This is a genomic window from Pseudonocardia sp. (assembly GCF_050250275.1).
GTDB lineage: Bacteria > Actinomycetota > Actinomycetes > Mycobacteriales > Pseudonocardiaceae > Pseudonocardia.
Genome location: NZ_JBFWOY010000008.1, coordinates 26,807 through 45,805, shown reverse-complemented (window position 1 = coordinate 45,805; position 18,999 = coordinate 26,807). Strand labels below are relative to the sequence as shown.

The following is an 18,999-nucleotide window of genomic DNA, read 5'->3' as shown; positions in this document are numbered from 1 at the left end:
ATCTTTATCATTTGAATCGGCCGGCGCCCGCCGTGGGAGCCGCCGGAACGGGAGGTCGACGATGACCGCGCGCGTTCCGCCCGACCGGGTCGGACTCTCCTCGTGAGCGCCCTCCTGCAGGCGATCGTCAACGGCCTCATGACCGGCGGCGTGTACGCCCTGCTCGCGCTGTCCATCGCCCTGATCTTCAAGACGATGGACGCGGTCAACTTCGCGACCGCCTCGATGGGCGCGTTCTGCGCATTCCTGTTCTTCCAGGTGGGGACGATCCTCAACTTCGGGTGGACCGCCGGGCTCGCGGTCTCCGTCGTCGGCGCGGTCCTGCTGGGCTGGGCGGTCGAACGCGGCATCGTCCGGCCGCTGGGCTCGGGCGACCTGTTCCGGCTCGTGCTCGCCACGATGGGGCTCGACATCGTCCTCAACAACGCGACGCAGATCTTCTTCGGCTCGGGTGTGCAGAACATCAACGCCCCCCTGCCCTCGGGCGGGGTCGGCGTCGCGGGCATCAACATCGACCTGACCCGGCTGGTCATCCTCGGGGTCGCCGTCGCGGGCGCGATCGTGCTCGGCGTCGTGCTGCGCTACACCAACCTCGGCGTCGGGATGCGCGCCTACGCCCAGGACCCGCAGGCCGCGACGCTCATGGGGGTCCCCGCCCGCACCGTCTCGCGCTGGACGTGGATCATCTCCAGCCTGCTCGGGCTCATCGCGGCGATCATGGTCGCGTCGGTGTCGGTGCTCTCGGTCGGCTTCCTGCAGGGCACCTTCATCTCCGCCTTCACCGCGGCCGTCCTCGGGGGCCTGTCCAGCCTGCCCGGCGCCGTCGCGGGTGGGTTCATCCTCGGCGTCCTCGAGGCGCTCTCGATCGCCTACGCCCCGCGCGCGGTGACCATCGCGCTGCCCGTCCTGATCATCCTGGTGGTCCTGCTGATCCGGCCCGCCGGCCTGTTCGGCCGACTCTCGGCATCGCGGGCATGAGCGCGCCCACGCCCGGCGCGCCCGCCGGCACGGACACGGCGCCGACGCTCGCGGGCCGGCTGTCGCGCATCCCCGGGCGCGACGTCCTGCTCGCCGTGCTGGCGATCGTCGTCGTCTTCGGGATCTCCGGCATCCTCACCGGCTACCAGGCCTACGTCGTCACCGTCGTCGTCATCTTCACGATCATCGGCGCCAGCCACACCGTCCTGTTCGGCGCCGCGGGCCAGCCCTCGGTGGGGCACGCGGCGCTGCTCGGCGCCGGGGTCTACGCGACGATCGCCGTCTCCCGCATCACGACGTTCGGGATGGAGGGCGAGCTCGTCGCCGGCGTCGTCATCGGTGCCCTCATCGGTGTCCTCATCGGCCTGCCGTCACTGCGCATCGGCAGCCTCTACCTCGCGATCGCGACGCTCGCGCTGTGCATCGTCGCCCAGCAGGTCTTCTTCGAGTGGACGAGCCTCACCGGTGGCGGCGGCGGGACCCAGGTGCCGCCCCCGACCCTGTTCGGCACCACGTACACCCCCCTCGGGCTGCTCTACATCGCGCTCGTCGTCATGGGCGTGGCGATGCTGTTCGCCCGCAACCTCCTGCGCGGCAGGCAGGGCCGGGCCTGGAACGCGGTCCGGACGAGCCCGCTCGCGGCGTCGAGCCTGGGGATGTCGCTGGGCTGGCAGAAGGTCGGCGCCTTCGGGGTCTCGGGCGCGATGGTCGGCTGCGCGGGCGTGCTCTACGCCCACACCGTCAACTACGTCTCGCCGCAGGACTTCTCGCTGGAGCTCTCGATCGTCACGCTGGTCATCGCGATCATCGGCGGCCAGCGCTACCTGTGGGGCGCCGCGCTCGGCGCGATCTTCGTCGAGGGCCTGCCGGAGATGCTGCGCACCACCGGCGAGTTCCGCTACGTCATCTACGGCGCCGTGTTCGTCGTCATCATGATCTTCTTCCCCGGTGGTTTCGCGGGCGGCGTCGTCGCGCTGTGGCGGCGGTTCGGCCCGGGCCGCAGGCGCACCGCGCCCGGGGAGATCGAGCTCGCACCCACGGCGACGATCGTCGAGGCCGAGCTGGCCCAGAACACCGCCCGCGGTAGCGAACCGGCGCCGCCCCCCACCGCGGGGGAGGGCGGCGTCGGGCTCAGCATCCGCGACGTCCGCGTCGCCTTCGGCGGCGTCACCGCCGTCGACGGGGTGTCCGCCGAGATCGTTCCCGGCTCGGTGGTCGGGCTCGTCGGACCCAACGGCGCGGGGAAGACCACGTTGCTCAACGCGATCTCCGGCTTCGTCGGCCTCGCGGGCGGGGAGATCGCCGTCGGCGACGCCGTGCTGCGCCCGCGCAAGCCCGCGCAGCGGCGCGCCCTCGGGGTGGGCCGGACCTTCCAGAACCTCAGCCTGCACGAGGGCCTGACGGTCATGGACCACCTGATGATCGGCCAGCACGCCGTCGCGGGCTACGGGTCGGTGAGCCAGGTGCTGCGGCTGCCGCCGTTCGTCCGCGGGGAACGCCGGATGCGGGCGAACGCCGTCGAGACCGCCGAGATGCTGGGGCTCGCCGACCTGCTCGACGAGAACGTCGAGAACCTCGCCTACGGCGTACAGAAGCGGGTCGACGTGGCGCGGGCCGTCGTGGCCCGGCCACGGCTGCTGCTCCTCGACGAGCCCGCGGCCGGACTCACCCCCGACGAGGGTGACGACCTCGTCGGCCGGGTACTGGTGCACAGCCGCCACGTGGGCGCGACCGTCGTGCTCGTCGAGCACAACATCGAGCTGGTCATGCGGGTCACCGACCGGGTCGTGGCCCTGAACTTCGGCCGGGTCATCGCCGACGACGTCCCCGACGTGGTGCGGCGCCAGGACGACTTCGTGGAGGCCTACCTTGGCGGCTGAAGGGCTCGCTCTCCGTGGCGTCACCGGCGGCTACGGCCGGTCCACGGTCCTGCACGGCATCGACGTCGAGGTCCGGCCCGGCCAGAAGGTCGCGATCCTCGGCCCCAACGGCGCCGGCAAGACGACGATGCTGCGCGCCGTGTCCGGGCTGGTCGACGTCCGGGCGGGGGAGATCCTGCTCGGCGACGAACCACTGACCGGGCTGCGTCCCGACCAGGTCGTCGCCCGCGGTGTCGCCCACGTGCCGCAGGGACGGCGGGTGTTCCCCGACTTCACCGTCGTGGAGAACCTGCGCGCCGCCGCCTACACCCGCGGGGGCCGCGACGTCGACGACGACATCGCCAAGGTCCTCGACGCGTTCCCGCGGCTGGGCGAACGCAGCGGCATCCGCGCGGGGTTCCTCTCCGGTGGCGAGCAGCAGATGCTCGCGATCGGCCGGGCCGTGGTGCAGCGGCCGCGGATCGTGCTGATCGACGAGATGTCGCTGGGCCTCGCGCCCATCCTGATCAAGGAGCTGTACGGCCGGTTCGACGTGCTGTTCGCCGACACCCCCGCGCTGATCGTCGAGCAGAACCCGTCGGTCGCCCTGGAGCACTGCAGCTACGTCTACGTCCTGAGCAACGGCGAGGTGAAGGCGTCGGGCCCGGCGGCGGAGTTCACCTCGCACGAGCGCCTCATGCAGGCCTACGCCGGGGCCGTCGACTGATGCGCGCCGACACCGGGAGGGTGGTCCGGCCGCGATGACGCCCGCTCCGGCCCTCCCGCGAACGAGCACCGCCGCAGCCCGGCGCAGCCCCGCGGCCGCGCCTGCTGTACACGATCGTCCTGCGTGGCGGCCTCGCCGAGGTCCTCGCAGGACCACACCAGCGACCTCGACCGGTCCGGACACGAGGTCGTCCCGCTGCTGTGCAGGCAGCGGGTGTGAAAGGGGGGAAAGATGGATGAGCCGTTCCTGATCGACGCCGTGCGGTCGCCGATGGGCAGGGGCAAGGCCGGCGGCGCCCTGTCCGGGCTGCACGCCGTGGACCTGCTCGCGCAGACGATCGCGGGGCTGGTGGCGCGCACCGGGATCGACCCCGGCCGTGTCGACGACGTCGTCACGGGCTGCGTGAGCCAGGCCGGTGAGCAGTCGGGCAACGTCGGCCGGATGGCCTGGCTCGCGGCGGGCCTGCCCGAACACGTGCCGGCGGTGACGGTGGAGCGCAAGTGCGGGTCGAGCCAGCAGGCCGTGCACTTCGCCGCGCAGGGGATCATGGCAGGCGCCTACGACCTCGTGGTCGTCGCGGGCGTCGAGTCGATGAGCCGCGTCCCGATGGGCGCGGCGCGGCTCGGAGCCGACTCCGCCGGGCCGTCGGTGACCGAGCGGTACGCGCCCGGCCTGGTGTCGCAGGGGGTGTCGGCCGAGCTGGTCGCGGCCCGCTGGAAGCTCTCGCGCGCACAGCTCGACGACTACGCCGCCCGCTCCCACACCCGTGCCGCCGAGGCCGCCGACTCCGGCGGGTTCGACGGCGAGATCGTGCCGATCACCGTGGGGGACACGGTCGTCTCCGCCGACGAGTCGATCCGCCGCGGCACGACCACGGAGAAGCTCGCCGCCCTGAAGCCGGCCTTCACCGACGAGGCGATGGCGGCCCGCTTCCCCGAGATCAGCTGGTCGGTCACCGCGGGCAACTCCTCGCAGATCACCGACGGCGCGTCCGCCCTGGTGCTGGCGAGCGAGCGCACCGCCCGCGAGCTCGGCCTCACCCCGCGGGCGAGGTTCCGCGGGTTCTCTGTGTGCGCCGACGACCCGGTCGAGATGCTCACCGCGCCGATCCCCGCGACCCGGCGGCTGCTCGACCGGGCCGGTGTGCGGGTCGGTGACGTCGACCTCTACGAGGTCAACGAGGCGTTCGCGTCGGTGCCGCTGGCCTGGCAGGCAGCGTTCGACGCCGACCCCGACCGGCTCAACGTCCGCGGTGGCGCGATCGCGCTCGGTCATCCGCTCGGTGCCTCGGGCGCCAGGCTGGCGACCACGCTGCTCGGTGCCCTGGAGGCGCGTGGCGGCGGGCTCGGGCTGCAGACGATGTGCGAGGCGGGCGGCATGGCAAACGCCATGCTGCTCGAGACGGTCTGACGGTTCAGTCGGCCAGGCCAGAAGACATCCGGAAGGAATCACGTGGACATCGCAGGCATCTCCGCCGTCGTGACCGGCGGCGCGTCCGGGCTCGGGCTCGCGACGGCGCGCCGGCTCGTCAAGGCCGGGGCCGGGGTCGTGCTGCTCGACCTGGAGTCCTCGCCCGGCGCCGAGGCCGCCGCCGAACTGGGGGACCGCGCCCGGTTCGTCGTCGGTGACGTCCGGACCGAGGAGGGCGTCACCCCCGCGCTCGACGCCGCCGCCGAGCTCGGCCCGCTACGCGCGGTCGTGCACTGCGCAGGGCGCGGGCACGCGATGCGCATCCTGCAGCGCGACGGCAGCCCGGGCTCGCTCGAGGACTACGCCGCGATCGTCGAGCTCAACCTGATCGGCTCGTTCAACGTGCTGCGGCTGGCCGCGGCGCGGATGGCGCAGCTCGACCCGGTCGACGGGGAGCGCGGCGCGATCGTGCTGACGGCGTCCGTGGCGGCGTGGGAGGGCCAGATCGGGCAGATCCCGTACGCGTCGTCGAAGGCCGGTGTCGTGGGCATGACGATCGTGGCCGCGCGCGACCTCGCCACCAAACAGATCCGGGTGGCGACGATCGCGCCCGGCATCTTCGACACCCCGCTGCTGGGGCGGCTGCCCCAGGAGGTGCGCGACTCGCTGGGCAAGATGGTCCCGCATCCGAGCAGGCTGGGCGCCCCCGACGAGTTCGGGGCGCTCGCCGCCCACGTCCTGGAGAACCCGATGATCAACGGCGAGACGATCCGCCTCGACGGCGGCATCCGGATGGCCCCGAGATGACCTCGTCCTCGAGCGGCACCGCCGCCGCGCAGGTCGACGCCGGCGCGGGCCTCGTCGTCGACCGCGACGGGCCCGTCCTGGTCCTGACGATCGACCGGCCGCGGCGGCGCAACGCCGTCGACCTGGCGACGGCACGGCTGATCAGCGCGGCGATCGACGAGCTCGACGCGGACCCCGAGCTGCGGGTCGGCGTGCTGACGGGGTCGTCGGGCTTCTTCTCCGCCGGCATGGACCTGGCGGCGTACGCGGCGACGGGCGAGCGTCCGGTCGACGAGCGCCGCGGCGGGTTCGGCATCGTCGGTGTGCCGCCGCGCAAGCCGATCATCGCCGCGGTCGAGGGCCCGGCGCTGGGCGGCGGGTTCGAGATCGCGCTGGCCTGCGATCTCGTCGTCGCGGGGGAGAGCGCGTCGTTCGGGTTGCCGGAGGTCAAACGCGGCCTGGTCGCCGCGGGCGGCGGCGTGCTGCGGCTGCCGCGGCTGGTGCCGCGCAACGTCGCCACCGAGGCGGTGCTGACGGGCCGCCCGCTCACCGCGGCCCGCTGTGTGGAGCTGGGCCTGGTCAGCCGGGTCGTCGCCGACGGTGGCGCGCTCGCCGCGGCGACGGAGCTGGCCGGTGAGATCGCCGGGAACGCGCCGCTGGCGGTGCAGGCGTCGAAGGCGGTGATGGCGGCGTCGGCGCTGTGGCCCGACGACGAGCTGTTCACCCGCCAGGAGCCGCTGCTCGCCCACGTCCGCACGTCGGAGGACGCCAAGGAAGGGGCGCGCGCGTTCGTCGAGAAGCGGGCGCCGCGCTGGTCGGGCCGGTGATCCCGGTGAGTGGCAACAGGCGCCGCGGCGCCTGTCGCCACTCACCGGCGGGACGGTCAGACCTCGTCGCACAGGGCCCGGGCGATGCCCAGCTTGAGCACCTCCGAGGCGCCCTCGTAGATCCGCATCGGGCGGGCCTGTCGGTAGTAGCGCTCGATCGGGCTGTTCGCGACGAGGCCCCAGCGGCCCATCACCTGCACACACCGGTCGACGACCCGGCTCGCGGCCTCGGTGGCCGCCACCTTGGCCATCGACGAGCGGTTCAGCGCGCCGGCGGCGTCGCCGCGGGCGGCGGTCGCCGCCTGGTAGGTGAGCAGCCGGGCCATCTCGACGTCGTTCCAGGAGTCGGCCAGCAGCTGCGCGACTGGCCCGTGCCTGAGCAGCGGGCGGCCGAACTGCTCGCGGGTGCGGGCGTGGCGGGCGGCCTCGGCGAGGGCGCCCGCGGCGAGCCCGCACGCGGCGCCGGCGACGGACACCCGGAAGACGGCGAGCGTGCCCAGGACCAGCGACATCGCCTTGCCGGGCACGCCGAGGCGCGCTTCGGGCGGGAGCACGACGTCGTCGAACTCGACCTCGCCGAGCACGTGCGGGGCGATCAGCTCGGGGCTGGGTGTCGTGGTCAGGCCGGGGGTGTCGGCGGGGACGAGCACGAGGGAGAGCCCGGCCTCCTCGGACACGAGCGTCACGAAGAAGTCGGCCGCGCCGGCGTTGGAGATGAACGACTTCGCCCCGCGGACGACCAGCGAGCCGTCCTTCTCCGTCAGCGTCGTGGAGACGTTCTTGAGGTCGGAACCGGCCTGCTCCTCGGTGAGCGCGAGCGCCGCGAGGGTCTCCAGCGACGCGACCTTCGGCAGCCACCGGGCGCGCTGCTCGTCGGTGCCGCCGACGGTGATCGCGTAGCTGCCGATGCCCTGCAGAGCGAACATGGAGTCGAGGTGCGAGGAGGCGCGCATGAACACCTCGCGGACCAGGCAGACGGCCAGCGGGTCGACGCTCTCGGAGCGGCCACCGTAGGCGGCGGGGACCATCAGCCCGGACAGTCCGCTGGCGCGCAACGCCTCCCGGATCCCGGGATGGATCTCGCTCATCGCGTCGGCCTCGGCGGCGATGTCGGCGACGGACGCCGCGACAGCCTCGGCCTCCTCGCGCAGGGCCGCCTCAGCGGGCCCGAGACCGAACCACTTCTCCGGGGAGTCCATGCATACTATGTTACTTTATTAGCGGGCTGAGCGACAGGACGGTCACGTCCCCCGCCCCTCGAACCGGTGTACTCGATGAGGAGTGGTCACCATGGCAGGCACTGTCTCGACCTCGGGCGGGCGGCGCACGTCGGAGCTGGTCGGCGAGGCGCCCTGGCTCTCCCGCCTGGAGGTCTCGACGCCCAAGTTCGTCGAGGGCCTCGCCCGCGTCGCCGACGTCATCACCACCGACGGGACGCTGACCGTCGGCCTCAAGGCACTGTTCGCCGCCGCGATCTGCGCGGTCAAGCGCGACGAGGCGCTCGTCGACCACTTCCTCGCCGTCGCCGCCAAGGCCGGGGTCCCACGCGAGCACGCCGAGGGTGCGTCCGTCGGTCTGCTGATCTCGCGCGGCATCGTCCCGCACGGGCTCTTCGTCGCCGCGACCGACGCCGCGTACGGCCCGGCCGAGCACGCGCCCGCCGCCGCCGACGCCACCGACTCCTTCACCGCCGACGTCCCCGGGGCCTACGCCTACTTCGAGCGCTACTTCGGTGTCGTGCCCGACTACGTCGAGCTCCTCGGCGACCGTGTCGGCGCGGGCCTGGAGGGCTACTTCCTCATGCGCGAGTCGTCGCTGGGGGAGACGCCGCTGCCCGCGATGGACATGGAGCTGCTGCTCTGCGCGGTCAACGCTGCGGAGTACCAGCCGCGGTTCGTCGCCATCCACTCCCGTGGCGCCCGCCGCGCCGGCGCCACCGAGGAACAGCTCGTCGAGGCCACCCTCGTCGCGATGCCCTTCGCCGGGGTCGCGTCCTGGCTGCCCGCGGCACAGGGTGTCATCGACTCCCGCGACGTCGCCGGCTCCTGAGCCGGTCTTCAGCCGACGCCGTCGACGTGGTCGCGGGCCGGTGCGGCCGCCCGGGGGCACCGGCGGGGCGCCCGCGCCCGAGCGATCCGCCCCGGCCGGGCGCGGGTAGGTTCTGCGCCACCGGTCGGCCCCGTACCGTCGTGGACGGCGCATTGCTGAGTATCATCGCCAGGATCTGGGTCGCCTCCGACCCGGGCCGACAGCAGTCCGGGCCGTAGAGCAGGGAGCCGACATGTCCGTCGTCCGCAGGGACGTTCCGCCGCGCTCGGCGCCGACGGGAATGCCGCCCAAGCGCGCCACCGTCATCGCGCAGCGGATCGTGAAGGAGATCAAGGACCGCAACCTGCAGCCGGGCAGCCACCTGCCGCCCGAGCGCGACATGCTCGAGACCTACAACGTCGGCCGCAACACCTTGCGTGAGGCGCTGCGGGTACTGGAGCTGCAGGGTGTGCTGACGATCCGCCCCGGTCCCGGCGGCGGCCCGGTCATCACCTCGCCCGACTCGCGGCACCTGGCCAGCACGCTGGCGCTGCTGATGCAGTTCGCCGACACCCCGTTCCGGGCGGTGATCGAGACCCGTCAGCTGCTCGAGCCGATCACGGCGCGGCTGTGTGCCGAGCGCGGTGACGCGGGCCTGCTTGCCGACCTCCGCCACTCGGTCGACCGCATGGGCGAGAGCCTCGACGACCGCGACGCGTTCCTCGCCGAGAACCGCCGCTTCCACGATCTCGTGGCGTGGGGTTCGGACAACCCGCTGTTCGGCTACTGCATCAACTCGCTGCACTGGATCACCGACGGCTCGGTCCTGGGTGTCGAGTACCCGCGCCGGTTCCGCAAGCTCGTCTGGCAGGCCCACGACGCGGTGTGCATCGGCATCGAGTCCGGTGAGGGCGACAAGGCCGAGGCCGCGATGCGCACGCACATGGACGACACGCTCGTCTACTTCGAGCGGCACTACCAGCGGCAGATGGACGAGGTCCTGAGCTGGGAGATGTACGGCACCTGAGTCCAGGCCGGACGCTGGATCCACGGCGCCGCCTCCCGCATATTGGGATGCGGCGCCGTTGTGTGTCCGGGGTGTGGCGGATTCGCACCTGGTCCGGTAGTGCTGTTAATGATATACAGAGATTTCGGCGCTGACCGGGATCGGCGCCACTCGACGCACACCGCATGAACGACGACGACGTCAGGACGGCGCATGGACGGCAAGACGCTGCTGGAGCGGGAGCAGGACCACCCGCAGGACATCGTGGTCGAGCGCGACCGCGGCCGGATCTGCACCATGGACTCGGCCCGCTACGTCGACGCCCGCAACACCGGTCGCGACGTCGTCGTCCCGGCCTCCTACGTCGGCGTGCTCCCCGCGCGCATGATGGCGATCCACCGCCCCCGCGGGGTCATCGGGCACGACGCGTGCGTCGGCAAGGACGGCGCCGGCATCGCGGGGCTCTGGTATCTCGAGGCCCTGGGCATCGCCGCCGCCACGGCCGACGGCATGACCGCCGAGATGGGCAACGGCGAGGACCTCTACCGCAACGGCATCGTCAAGCACGTCAACTACGTCGCCGAGACGTGCGGGGTCAGGCCGGGCATGCCCGTGTCCGAGGCCGCGGAGATCCTGCTGGCCAACGACCCCACCGACGTCGAGGTCGGCAACAAGGTCCGCCGCGAGATCGTGGAGACCCACCCCAGCGGGCGCCGCGTCGTCGTCACCGACTCGATCGTCTGGGCCTACCCCGAGGACGAGAACCGCAGCGTCCTCGTCACCGCCGGGCACACCGGCCGCAGCGGCGCGAAGTTCCTCCTCGAAGCCAGCCCCTGGGGCTTCATCTGCCACGACGGCGGCATGAGCAAGAACCGCTCCGGTGTCTCCGGGCTGGTCACCGCCGACGAGGCAGGGCTCGCGGGTGCCTGCATCGACGGCACCACCGCGCCCGTCGGGGACGCGTTCCTGGGCTACGAGCACGGTCTGATCAGCGCCCACAACGAGTCCGCCGCGAAGCGCGGTGTCGAGGTCGGGATGACGGTCAAGGAGGCCGCGCACCGACTGCTCCTGGGTGGAGAGTGACCACCACGGTTCCCGGGCTGACCGACCTCTTCTGGGAGGCGGTCGGCCGGCGCGAGCTCGTCCGGCCGGTCTGTGCCGACTGCGGGCGCAACTTCTTCACCCCCCAGATCGCGTGCCCCGCGTGCCTGTCGGAGAACTGGAGCTACCAGCCCTCCGACGGCCGCGGCCGCGTGTACTCGGCGACGGTCGTGCACAAGCCGCCGAGCCCCGGGTTCGCCGTGCCGTTCCGGCTGGGCATCGTCGACCTCGACGAGGGCTGGAGCATGCTCACCGAGCTCGTCGGCGGCCCAGGCGAGCGGTTGCCGGAGCTCGACACCCCGGTGCGCGTGACGTGGATCGAGCGCGACGGCCGGGTCCTGCCGGCGTTCACCGAGGACGCGCCGTGAACCTCTCGGACATCGCGATCGTCGGCGTCGGGCTGACCCCGCAGCGCAAGCGCTCGGACCGCAACTCGCTGCAGGTCGCCCTCGACGCCGCCAAGCTCGCCGTGGCCGACGCCGGGCTGCGCCACACCGATCTCGACGGCATCGCCGCGCGTTGGCCCGGGCCCGGCGGCACGGTGCTCGCACCGGGCTCCGCGGACTGGTCGACGCTGCTGGGCGTCCCGCTCGACTGGATCGGCGACTCCTACCCCCAGGGCGTGCCCGCGCTCGTCGACGCCGCCGGTGCGATCCTCACCGGGCAGGCCACCACCGTCCTGATCACCGGCGGGCAGGCCGGGGTGCTCGGCGGCGGCAGCGTCGCGGCCTACACCCAGCCGGGCAACGAGTTCGTGGCCCCGTTCGGCGCGTTCACCTCGGCCCACTTCGCGCTCGTCGCGCAGCGCCACCTCGCGAAGTATCCCCATGCGCGCCAGGGGATGGCGGAGATCGCCGCGACGATCCGCAACGTCGGGTCGGCCAACCCCGAGGCCGTCATGGCCGGGCGCGGTCCCTACACCGCCGCCGACGTCCTCGCCGCGCCGCCGATCGTCGACCCCTTCACACTGCTGGACCTGTGCCTGGCGTCGGAGGGCGGTGCCGCCGTCGTCGTCACCACGCTCGAACGGGCCCGCGACCTGCCGCACCCGCCCGTCGTCGTGCTCGGCGCCGGGATGGAGTGGCTGCGCCAGCAGTACGTCGACCCCGCCCGCTACGACGACACCTGGACGATCGGGGCGGCCGCCGCGCGCAAGGCGTTCGGGCAGGCCGGGATCGGCCCGTCCGACGTCGACGTCGCCCAGCTCTACGACGTGAACTCCCTCGAGGTGGCCCGCCAGTTCGAGGCGCTGGGCTTCTGCGGGCCCGGCGAGGGCACCGACTTCGCGCTCGCCACCGGCATCGGCCTCGACGGCAAGCTCCCCACCTGCACCGACGGCGGCCTGCTGGCCTGCAGCCACATCGGCTGGGGCGGGCCCACGCTCAAGCTCGTGGAGGCGGTCCGCCAGCTGCGCGGGGACCAGGGCGACCGGCAGGTCGCCGGCGCCGAGGTCGCGCTCGCATCCGGCGCCGGATCGGGCGCCCAGTACTACAACCTCGCGCTGCTCGGCCGGGCGCGGTAACTCGGGAGGAGACGCACATGACGACCGTCGAGGCGCAACGGAGCGCCGAACAGACCGATCCCAAGAAGACCGGGATCATCGACTCGGACGTGCACCCGAACTTCGTCAACGGCATCCGGGACCTCACCCCGTACATGACCGAGACCTGGCGCAACCGGCTCGGCGTCAGCGGCGACGACTGGGCGAAGGGCATGGCCGCCGCCCAGTTCACGCTGCCCCTGGACTACCTCTACATCAACGCCGCGGGCGCCTACCGCGAGGACGCGGCCCGGCCGGGGATGCCGCCCGCGACCGACCCCGACTTCACCGCCCAGCACCTGCTCGACAAGCACGGCATCTACCGGGCCGTGCTGCTCGCCGGGCAGTGCCTGGGCATCGGCGCGATGCCCGACGGCATGGTCGCCGCCACCATCGCGTCGGCCTACAACGAATGGATGTGCGAGCGCTGGCTGCAGAACGACGTGCGCTGGCGCGGCGCGCTCGTCGTCGCCCCCCAGGACCCCGAGGCCGCCGTCGCCGAGATCGACCGCGTCGCCAAGCGTGACGGGATCGTCGCGGTGTTCATGCCGCTGGGCGAGATCCTGATGGGGGAGAAGCACTACTGGCCGATCTACGAGGCCTGTGCCCGCCACGAGCTGCCGCTGATCGTGCACCCGTCGGGGTGTGAGAACGTGTTCGCCAAGGCCCCGCGGATGGCCGGGACGCCCACGTTCTACCTGGAGTGGCACACCGCGCTCGGCCAGATCCACCAGTCCAACACGCTGTCGATGATCTGCCACGGCGTGTTCGAGAAGTTCCCGAAGCTGAAGTACATCATCGCCGAGGGCGGCTTCCTGTGGGCGCTGGAGGTCATGTGGAAGCTCGACCGTGACTGGAAGGGCCTGCGCAACGAGGTCCCGTGGCTGGTCAAGCCGCCGTCGGAGTACCTGCTCGACCACATCCGCTTCACGACGCAGCCGTTCATCGAGCCGCACGACCCGAAGCACATCGCGCCGCTGATGGAGATGCTGCACGCCGACCGGACGCTGATGTTCTCCTCCGACTATCCGCACTGGGACTTCGACAACCCGCAGCGCTCGCTGCAGGCCGTGTCGAAGGAGCTGCGGCAGAAGATCCTCGTCGACACCCCGCGCGCCGTCTACGGAGACCGCCTTGACTGAGACGATGCCCGAGACGGGCCGCGGGACCCGGGTCGTCGTGGAGAAGCTGGCCGACTTCGCCTGGGGCGACCGGCGGATCGTCGAGGTCGACGGCCGTTCGATCGGCGTGATCAATGTGGGCGGGACGTTCCACGCCCTGCGCAACAACTGCCCGCACCACGGAGCGCCGCTGTGCGAGGGGGTGGTCAAGGGCACGATGGCCGACACCCCGGCCCACGAGTACTCCTACGTGCGGCACAACGAGTACATCGTCTGCCCGTGGCACGGCTACGAGTTCACGCTCGCCACGGGCCGCTCGCTCGTCGAGCCGGAGAAGACCCGTGTGCGCGTATACGAGGTCGTCGTCGAGGGCGACGACGTAGTCCTGTACGTCTGAGGGGTCTCTCGCATGGACATCGGTGTCGCCGTCTCGGCGCATGCCCGCAAGACACCCGGCGCCGACGCGGCGTTCGAGGGTGACCGCACGCTCAGCTATGCCGAGCTCGACGAGCGCACCAACCGGCTCGCCAACCTGTTGCAGGGCCGCTACGGCGTCGAACCCGGCGACCGGGTGGCGGTGTTGCTGCGCAACAGGTTGGAGGTCGCGGAGGCGATCGTCGGGGTCACCAAGGCCGCGGCCGTCTACTGCGGGCTCAACTTCCGGATGAGCCTGGAGGAGTACCGCTCCATCCTCGGCAACGCGCAGGCCCGGGTGCTCGTCACCGAGTCGGGCTTCCGCGAGATGGCGGCGACGCTGGCCGCGGAGTTCGGCCTGGTGGTGGTCGACGTCGACGACCCGTCGGAGGCGGGCTGGGGCGGCCTCGCGGCGGCGTCGGCCTCGGCCCCGCCCACCCTGCACGCGCGGGCGCCGTCCGACGAGTTCTGCATCGTCTACACCAGCGGGACGACCGGCCAGCCCAAGGGCATCCTGTTCGACGCGGCCGCCGTCGCGACGCACGCGATGGTCGCCGGGCTGGAGTACGCGATGACGCGGCACTCCCGCTGGCTGACGACGATCCCGCACAACTCGTCGGTGCAGATCACGCTGGCGCCCACGTTCTTCCTGGGCGGGGCGGTCGGGTTCCTCGACGGCCGCGGGTTCGACCCGCACGAGTTCGCCGCCGAGGCCACGAAGCAGGCCGCGACGCACACCTACCTGGTCCCGACGCAGCTCTACCGCGTGCTGGAAGCGGGTCTGGGCCACGACGACGTCGCCACCCTGACCTCGATCGGCTACGGCGCCGCGCCCATCGCGCACGACCGCGTCGGCGAGCTGGTCGGGCGGTTCGGGCCGGTGTTCAGCCAGCTCTACGGGATGGCCGAGGTCGCCTCGATCGCGACGATGCTCACCCAGGACGACCACCGGCAGATCGCGGCGGGCCGCACCGGGCTGATGGCGTCGGCGGGGCGGGCGTCCTACCTCGCAGACGTGCGCGTCGTCGATGCCGAGGGCAACGACTGTGCGCCCGGCGAGCGCGGCGAGGTCCGGTTCCACACCCCGTACACGATGCGCGGCTACCACCGGAACCCGGAGAAGACGGCCGAGACGCTGGTCGACGGCTGGGTCCGGTCCGGCGACGTCGGCACGTTCGACGACGAGGGCTACCTCTACATCGTCGACCGGATGAAGGACCTGATCATCCGGGGCGGCTACAACATCACGCCGTCGGAGATCGAGCACGTCCTCTACTCCCACCCCGCGGTCATCGAGGCGGCGGTCGTCGGTGTGCCCGACCGGGAGTGGGGCGAGGCGGTGCTCGCGGCGGTGGCGCTGCGGGAGGGGTCGGGGGTCGACGAGGCCGAGATCCGGGCGCACTGCAAGGCGGCCGGCCTGCCGAGCATCAAGATCCCGGAACGGGTGCTGACGATGGACTCGCTGCCGAAGAACGCCGTCGGCAAGATCGCGAAGCGTGCGGTCGCCGAGATCGCCGCGTCCGGGGGGAACTGATGGATCTCGGTCTGGACGGCAAGGTCGCGATCGTCACCGGCGCCAGCCGCGGGCTCGGTGCAGCGGCGGTGGAGGCACTCGTCGCGGAGGGCGCGTTCGTGCTGGCGGCGGCCCGGACCACCGACGCGCTGGAGAAGCTGCAGGCCACGGCTCCGGAGAAGATCGCGGTCGCGACCGTCGACATGCGTGACGCCGACGCCGTCGCCGCGCTGGCCGACCTCGCGGTGGAGCGCTTCGGGCGCCTGGACATCGTCGTCAACAACGCCGGCATCGCGCCCGCGGGCAAGTTCTCCGCCCAGCCGCAGGCCGAGTGGGACGAGGTGTTCGCGGTCAACGTCGCCGCCCCCGCCGTCCTGGCCCGGGCGGCGGGCAGGCACTTCCTCGCGCAGCGCTCCGGCAAGGTCATCAACGTCGCGAGCACGTCGGGGATCAACGGCAAGCCGATCCTCGTGTCGTACTCGGCGTCGAAGGGCGCGCTGGTGCAGTTCACCAAGGCCCTCGGCGCGGAGTGGGCGCCCTTCGGCATCCAGGTCAACGCGATCGCGCCCGGCGCGTTCACGACGGACGCACAGGCGGCCGTGACGGGCGACCCGACGATGTTGGAACGGCGGCTGCGCAAGATCCCGGCCGGGCGGATGGCCGACCCGGCCGAGTTCGGCCCGCTCGTCTGCTACCTGGCGTCGCCGCTGTCGGACTTCGTCAGCGGGTCGGTACTGGTCATCGACGGTGGAGAGGTCACGAAGCTGTGATCATCGACGGACACACCCACGTCTACCCGGACGCGGTGGCACGCAAGGCGATCGCCGGGTCTCCGGCCGACCTGAAGCGCTTCGGCGACGGCACCGTCGCCTCGCTCACCGAGGTCATGGCCGCATCGGGCGTCGACCGCTCGGTGTGCCTCGGGATCGCCAACACCCCCGACCGCGTCGACAACGCCAACCGCTTCGCCGGCTCGCTGGACCCGGACCGGTTCATCGGGTTCGGCTCGGTGCACCCCGGCCTGTCGCCGGAGGAGAACGTCGCGAGCCTGCGCGCCCACGGCCTGCGCGGTGCCAAGGTGCATCCGATGTTCCAGCAGCTCACCCTCGACGACCCGCGGCTGCTCGCGACCCTCGACGCGATGTCGGGGGAGTTCGCGGTGATCGTGCACGTCGGCGGTGCGGGTGACGATCCGGGCGACCGCTGCAGCCCCGCGATGCTCGCCGACCTCGTCCGGGAGTTCCCCCGCCTGGACCTCATCGCCTGCCACTTCGGCGGCTACAAGCGTTTCGAGGAGGCCGCCGAGGTCGTCATCGGGCTCCCGGTGCACCTCGACACGTCGTGGCCGCCGAGCCTGGCGACGCTGGACCCCGGCCGCGTCCGGGAGATCATCGGCAAGCACGGCCCGGAGCGGATCTGTTTCGCCTCGGACTGGCCCATGGCCGACCCGGCCGCCGAGATCGCGACGATCCGTGAGCTCGGGTTCTCCGACGACGACACCGACGCGATCCTCGGCGGGAACCTCGCCCGGCTGCTGAAGCTCTGACCGTGACCCGAGCCTCGGCCCCACGGCAATCCTCGGCCCCACAGCACTCCTCGGCCCCACAGCACTCCTCGGCCCCACAGCACTCGTCGGCCACTGCGCACGCCCCGACCGCGGAGCGACGGGTGGCGCTCGTGACCGGCAGTGCGCGCGGGATCGGCCGCGCGATCGCCGAGCGGCTCGCGGTGGACCACCACTGCGTCGTGCACGGCCGTCGCGACGCCCGCGCCGCCGCCGAGACCGCGCGTGCCGTCGAGGCCCGGGGGGCGCAGGCACTCGTCGTCACCGCGGACCTGGCCGATCCCGCGCAGGTCGCCGGCCTGGCAGACGCTGCGCTCGAACGGTTCGGGCGGGTGGACACCCTCGTCGCCAACGCCGCGGCCACCGCGTTCCGCCCGCTCGTCGACGTGACGGGGCGGCACAGCCGGCTCACCTTCGCCACGGTCGTCGACGGCCTGGTGGAGCTCGTGCACCGCCTCGCACCGGGGATGGGCGACGGCGGGCGGCTGCTCACCATCGGGGGGCTCGACGCCCGCTTCGCCCAGTCCGGGCACGGCCTGCTCGGCGGGGCGAAGGCCGCGCTGGAGGCGCTGACCCGGTCGTGGGCGGTCGAGCTCGGGCCGCGCGGCGTCACCGCCAACACGATCGTGCCCGGCCCGGTGCTGACCGACTCGCTGGAGGCCTACCTGGGCGGGCGTGAGGACGTGCGGGCGCTGCTCGTCGACAGCACCCCAGCGGGACGGCTGTGCTCGCCGACCGACATCGCCGAGGTGGCCGCGTTCCTGGTCTCCCCGGCCGCGGTGATGATCTCGGGGCAGGTGATCACCGTCGACGGCGGGATCAGTGCGCAGGGCGGGCCGTGGGGGGCGATGCGCGACCTGTGGTAGCCGGGACGCCCCGGTCGCGGCCGACGCCGCGGCACCACAGGAAGCACGCCGCGGCGGCCGTCGTCAGCGCGGCGCTGATGATCCAGGCGAGCGGGTAGCCGCCGGTGACGTCGACGACGAGCCCGAACAGCGGCGCGGCGAACAGTGCACCGAGGTAGAACCCCGCCATCGCCGCACCCGATCCGCGGCCGACCGCGTGCGGTGCGGCCGCGACGACCGAGGCGTGCATCAGCGACACCGCACCCAGCTGGGCGCCGGTCGCGATCACGAGTGCGACGGCCGCGCCGGCGAGGCCCCACCCGGTCGAGAGGACGATCTCGGCGGCGGCGAGCATCACGCACAGCGCCGCGGCGAGGGGTAGCCGCCAGGTGGTGCCGAGCCGGTCGGCGAGGCGGGCGGCGCCGATCATGGGGGCGAGCGCCACGAGGGAGGCGACGGCGGTGAGCACGCCGGCGACGGGCAGGGTCGCGCCCGCCCCTTCGTGCAGGAACGGCACCGCCCACGAGTAGATGGCCTGGGAGCCGCCGATGAGCAGGGTGGCGGCGAGGGTGAAGCGCCAGAACCCGCGCGGGAGCCGGGGGTCGGTGGGGGCGGCGGGGGCGAGGGCGGCCGGGTCGTCGGCGGGGTCGTGGGTGCGTCCCTTGGCGTCGGGAAGCACGAGCGCCGCGGCGATCCCGACCACCACGACGACGGGGATCGACCACAGCAGCACCGGGCGCCAGCCGTAGGCCGCGCCGAGACCGGGCACGACGAACGAGGTCAGCGCGACCGCGGCGGGCACACCGGCCGTCTTGACGGCGAGCCCGACCGCGTGGCGTGCCGCGGGCAGCGCCGCGGTCACCGAGACGTTGGTGCCGACGTTGGCCAGCGCGTAGGCGATTCCGGACACGAGGGCGCAGACGAGGAGCGCGGGGTAGCCGGGTGCGAGTACCGGCACGCCGAGCGCGACGGTCAGCAGGACGGTGGCTGCCACGACGGTCCGGCGTGCGCCGATCCGTTCGGTGACGCGGCCCGCCAGGAGGCAGCCGATGCCCGTGAGCCCGAACATGAGCCCGACGAGCAGTCCGATCCTGGTCCGGGAGAGGTCGAGGTCGACCTGCAGGACGGGGCCAAGGAATCCGAACAGGAACGCCGGTGCGGTGCCCAGCCCGACGGCGACGGTGCTGACGGCGACGACCGCCCGTTCCCCGCCGGTCCGGCGCACCCGGCCTCCCCCGCAGCTCCCTCGTCGTCTGCTCACCGCAAACAAGGGTCATGGT

General features: G+C 72.7%; 19 protein-coding genes. 17 read left to right on the top strand and 2 right to left on the bottom strand.

Annotated elements, in window-relative coordinates; all coding sequences use genetic code 11:
* The first annotated feature begins 102 nt into the window (after positions 1-102).
* The 6 genes from AB7F12_RS09820 (at position 103) to AB7F12_RS09795 (ending at position 6,587) form a co-directional block, all read left to right on the top strand.
* Positions 103-978: a branched-chain amino acid ABC transporter permease gene (locus tag AB7F12_RS09820; protein ID WP_428516750.1), complete on the top strand. Its 876-nt coding sequence runs from the start codon at positions 103-105 to the stop codon at positions 976-978.
* On the top strand, positions 975-2,858 hold the full coding sequence (locus tag AB7F12_RS09815) for an ABC transporter permease subunit (protein ID WP_428497206.1): 1,884 nt from the start codon (positions 975-977) through the stop codon (positions 2,856-2,858). The genes AB7F12_RS09820 and AB7F12_RS09815 overlap by 4 nt, the downstream gene beginning before the upstream one ends.
* Entirely contained in the window at positions 2,848-3,564 is a 717-nt protein-coding gene (locus AB7F12_RS09810) for an ABC transporter ATP-binding protein (protein ID WP_428497207.1), read from the top strand. Before AB7F12_RS09815 ends, AB7F12_RS09810 begins: the two co-directional genes overlap by 11 nt.
* A 231-nt stretch (positions 3,565-3,795) precedes the next feature.
* Positions 3,796-4,974 carry a thiolase family protein gene (locus AB7F12_RS09805; RefSeq protein WP_428497208.1) on the top strand — a complete coding sequence of 393 codons (1,179 nt, stop codon included), beginning with the start codon at positions 3,796-3,798 and terminating at the stop codon, positions 4,972-4,974.
* A 42-nt stretch (positions 4,975-5,016) separates the two neighbouring features.
* The gene (locus AB7F12_RS09800; protein ID WP_428497209.1) at positions 5,017-5,781 is read left to right on the top strand and encodes an SDR family NAD(P)-dependent oxidoreductase; all 765 of its coding nucleotides are present in this window, start codon (positions 5,017-5,019) and stop codon (positions 5,779-5,781) included.
* The gene (locus AB7F12_RS09795) at positions 5,778-6,587 is read left to right on the top strand and encodes a crotonase/enoyl-CoA hydratase family protein (RefSeq protein WP_428497210.1); all 810 of its coding nucleotides are present in this window, start codon (positions 5,778-5,780) and stop codon (positions 6,585-6,587) included. The genes AB7F12_RS09800 and AB7F12_RS09795 overlap by 4 nt, the downstream gene beginning before the upstream one ends.
* Positions 6,588-6,643: 56 nt before the next feature.
* On the opposite strand, the gene AB7F12_RS09790 is transcribed toward AB7F12_RS09795, so the two are convergent.
* A complete protein-coding gene (locus AB7F12_RS09790; RefSeq protein ID WP_428497211.1) occupies positions 6,644-7,786 on the bottom strand; it encodes an acyl-CoA dehydrogenase family protein in 1,143 nt (380 codons plus the stop codon).
* Between the two features lie 91 nt (positions 7,787-7,877).
* Between AB7F12_RS09790 and AB7F12_RS09785 the strand changes: the two genes are divergently transcribed.
* The 11 genes from AB7F12_RS09785 (at position 7,878) to AB7F12_RS09735 (ending at position 17,740) form a co-directional block, all read left to right on the top strand.
* Positions 7,878-8,636 carry a carboxymuconolactone decarboxylase family protein gene (locus AB7F12_RS09785; protein WP_428497212.1) on the top strand — a complete coding sequence of 253 codons (759 nt, stop codon included), beginning with the start codon at positions 7,878-7,880 and terminating at the stop codon, positions 8,634-8,636.
* A 232-nt stretch (positions 8,637-8,868) separates the two neighbouring features.
* Positions 8,869-9,642, top strand: coding sequence for a FadR/GntR family transcriptional regulator (locus AB7F12_RS09780; protein WP_428497213.1), 774 nt, complete (start codon positions 8,869-8,871; stop codon positions 9,640-9,642).
* A 192-nt stretch (positions 9,643-9,834) separates the two neighbouring features.
* A complete protein-coding gene (locus tag AB7F12_RS09775; RefSeq protein WP_428497214.1) occupies positions 9,835-10,704 on the top strand; it encodes a hypothetical protein in 870 nt (289 codons plus the stop codon).
* The gene (locus tag AB7F12_RS09770) at positions 10,701-11,090 is read left to right on the top strand and encodes a Zn-ribbon domain-containing OB-fold protein (protein ID WP_428497215.1); all 390 of its coding nucleotides are present in this window, start codon (positions 10,701-10,703) and stop codon (positions 11,088-11,090) included. Before AB7F12_RS09775 ends, AB7F12_RS09770 begins: the two co-directional genes overlap by 4 nt.
* Positions 11,087-12,244 (top strand): thiolase family protein, encoded by a 1,158-nt coding sequence (locus tag AB7F12_RS09765; RefSeq protein ID WP_428497216.1) that lies wholly within the window; start codon positions 11,087-11,089, stop codon positions 12,242-12,244. The genes AB7F12_RS09770 and AB7F12_RS09765 overlap by 4 nt, the downstream gene beginning before the upstream one ends.
* A 17-nt stretch (positions 12,245-12,261) precedes the next feature.
* Positions 12,262-13,404: an amidohydrolase family protein gene (locus tag AB7F12_RS09760; RefSeq protein ID WP_428497217.1), complete on the top strand. Its 1,143-nt coding sequence runs from the start codon at positions 12,262-12,264 to the stop codon at positions 13,402-13,404.
* Positions 13,397-13,780 carry a Rieske (2Fe-2S) protein gene (locus AB7F12_RS09755; RefSeq protein WP_428497218.1) on the top strand — a complete coding sequence of 128 codons (384 nt, stop codon included), beginning with the start codon at positions 13,397-13,399 and terminating at the stop codon, positions 13,778-13,780. Before AB7F12_RS09760 ends, AB7F12_RS09755 begins: the two co-directional genes overlap by 8 nt.
* A 12-nt stretch (positions 13,781-13,792) precedes the next feature.
* On the top strand, positions 13,793-15,331 hold the full coding sequence (locus tag AB7F12_RS09750) for a class I adenylate-forming enzyme family protein (protein WP_428497219.1): 1,539 nt from the start codon (positions 13,793-13,795) through the stop codon (positions 15,329-15,331).
* A complete protein-coding gene (locus tag AB7F12_RS09745) occupies positions 15,331-16,080 on the top strand; it encodes an SDR family NAD(P)-dependent oxidoreductase (RefSeq protein ID WP_428497220.1) in 750 nt (249 codons plus the stop codon). The genes AB7F12_RS09750 and AB7F12_RS09745 overlap by 1 nt, the downstream gene beginning before the upstream one ends.
* Entirely contained in the window at positions 16,077-16,856 is a 780-nt protein-coding gene (locus AB7F12_RS09740) for an amidohydrolase family protein (protein WP_428497221.1), read from the top strand. The genes AB7F12_RS09745 and AB7F12_RS09740 overlap by 4 nt, the downstream gene beginning before the upstream one ends.
* A 122-nt stretch (positions 16,857-16,978) precedes the next feature.
* Positions 16,979-17,740: an SDR family NAD(P)-dependent oxidoreductase gene (locus AB7F12_RS09735; RefSeq protein ID WP_428516752.1), complete on the top strand. Its 762-nt coding sequence runs from the start codon at positions 16,979-16,981 to the stop codon at positions 17,738-17,740.
* Here AB7F12_RS09735 and AB7F12_RS09730 read toward each other — a convergent pair.
* Positions 17,694-18,944: an MFS transporter gene (locus AB7F12_RS09730; protein ID WP_428497223.1), complete on the bottom strand. Its 1,251-nt coding sequence runs from the start codon at positions 18,942-18,944 to the stop codon at positions 17,694-17,696. The two genes, AB7F12_RS09735 and AB7F12_RS09730, sit on opposite strands and share 47 nt — an antisense overlap.
* Positions 18,945-18,999: the final 55 nt, after the last annotated feature.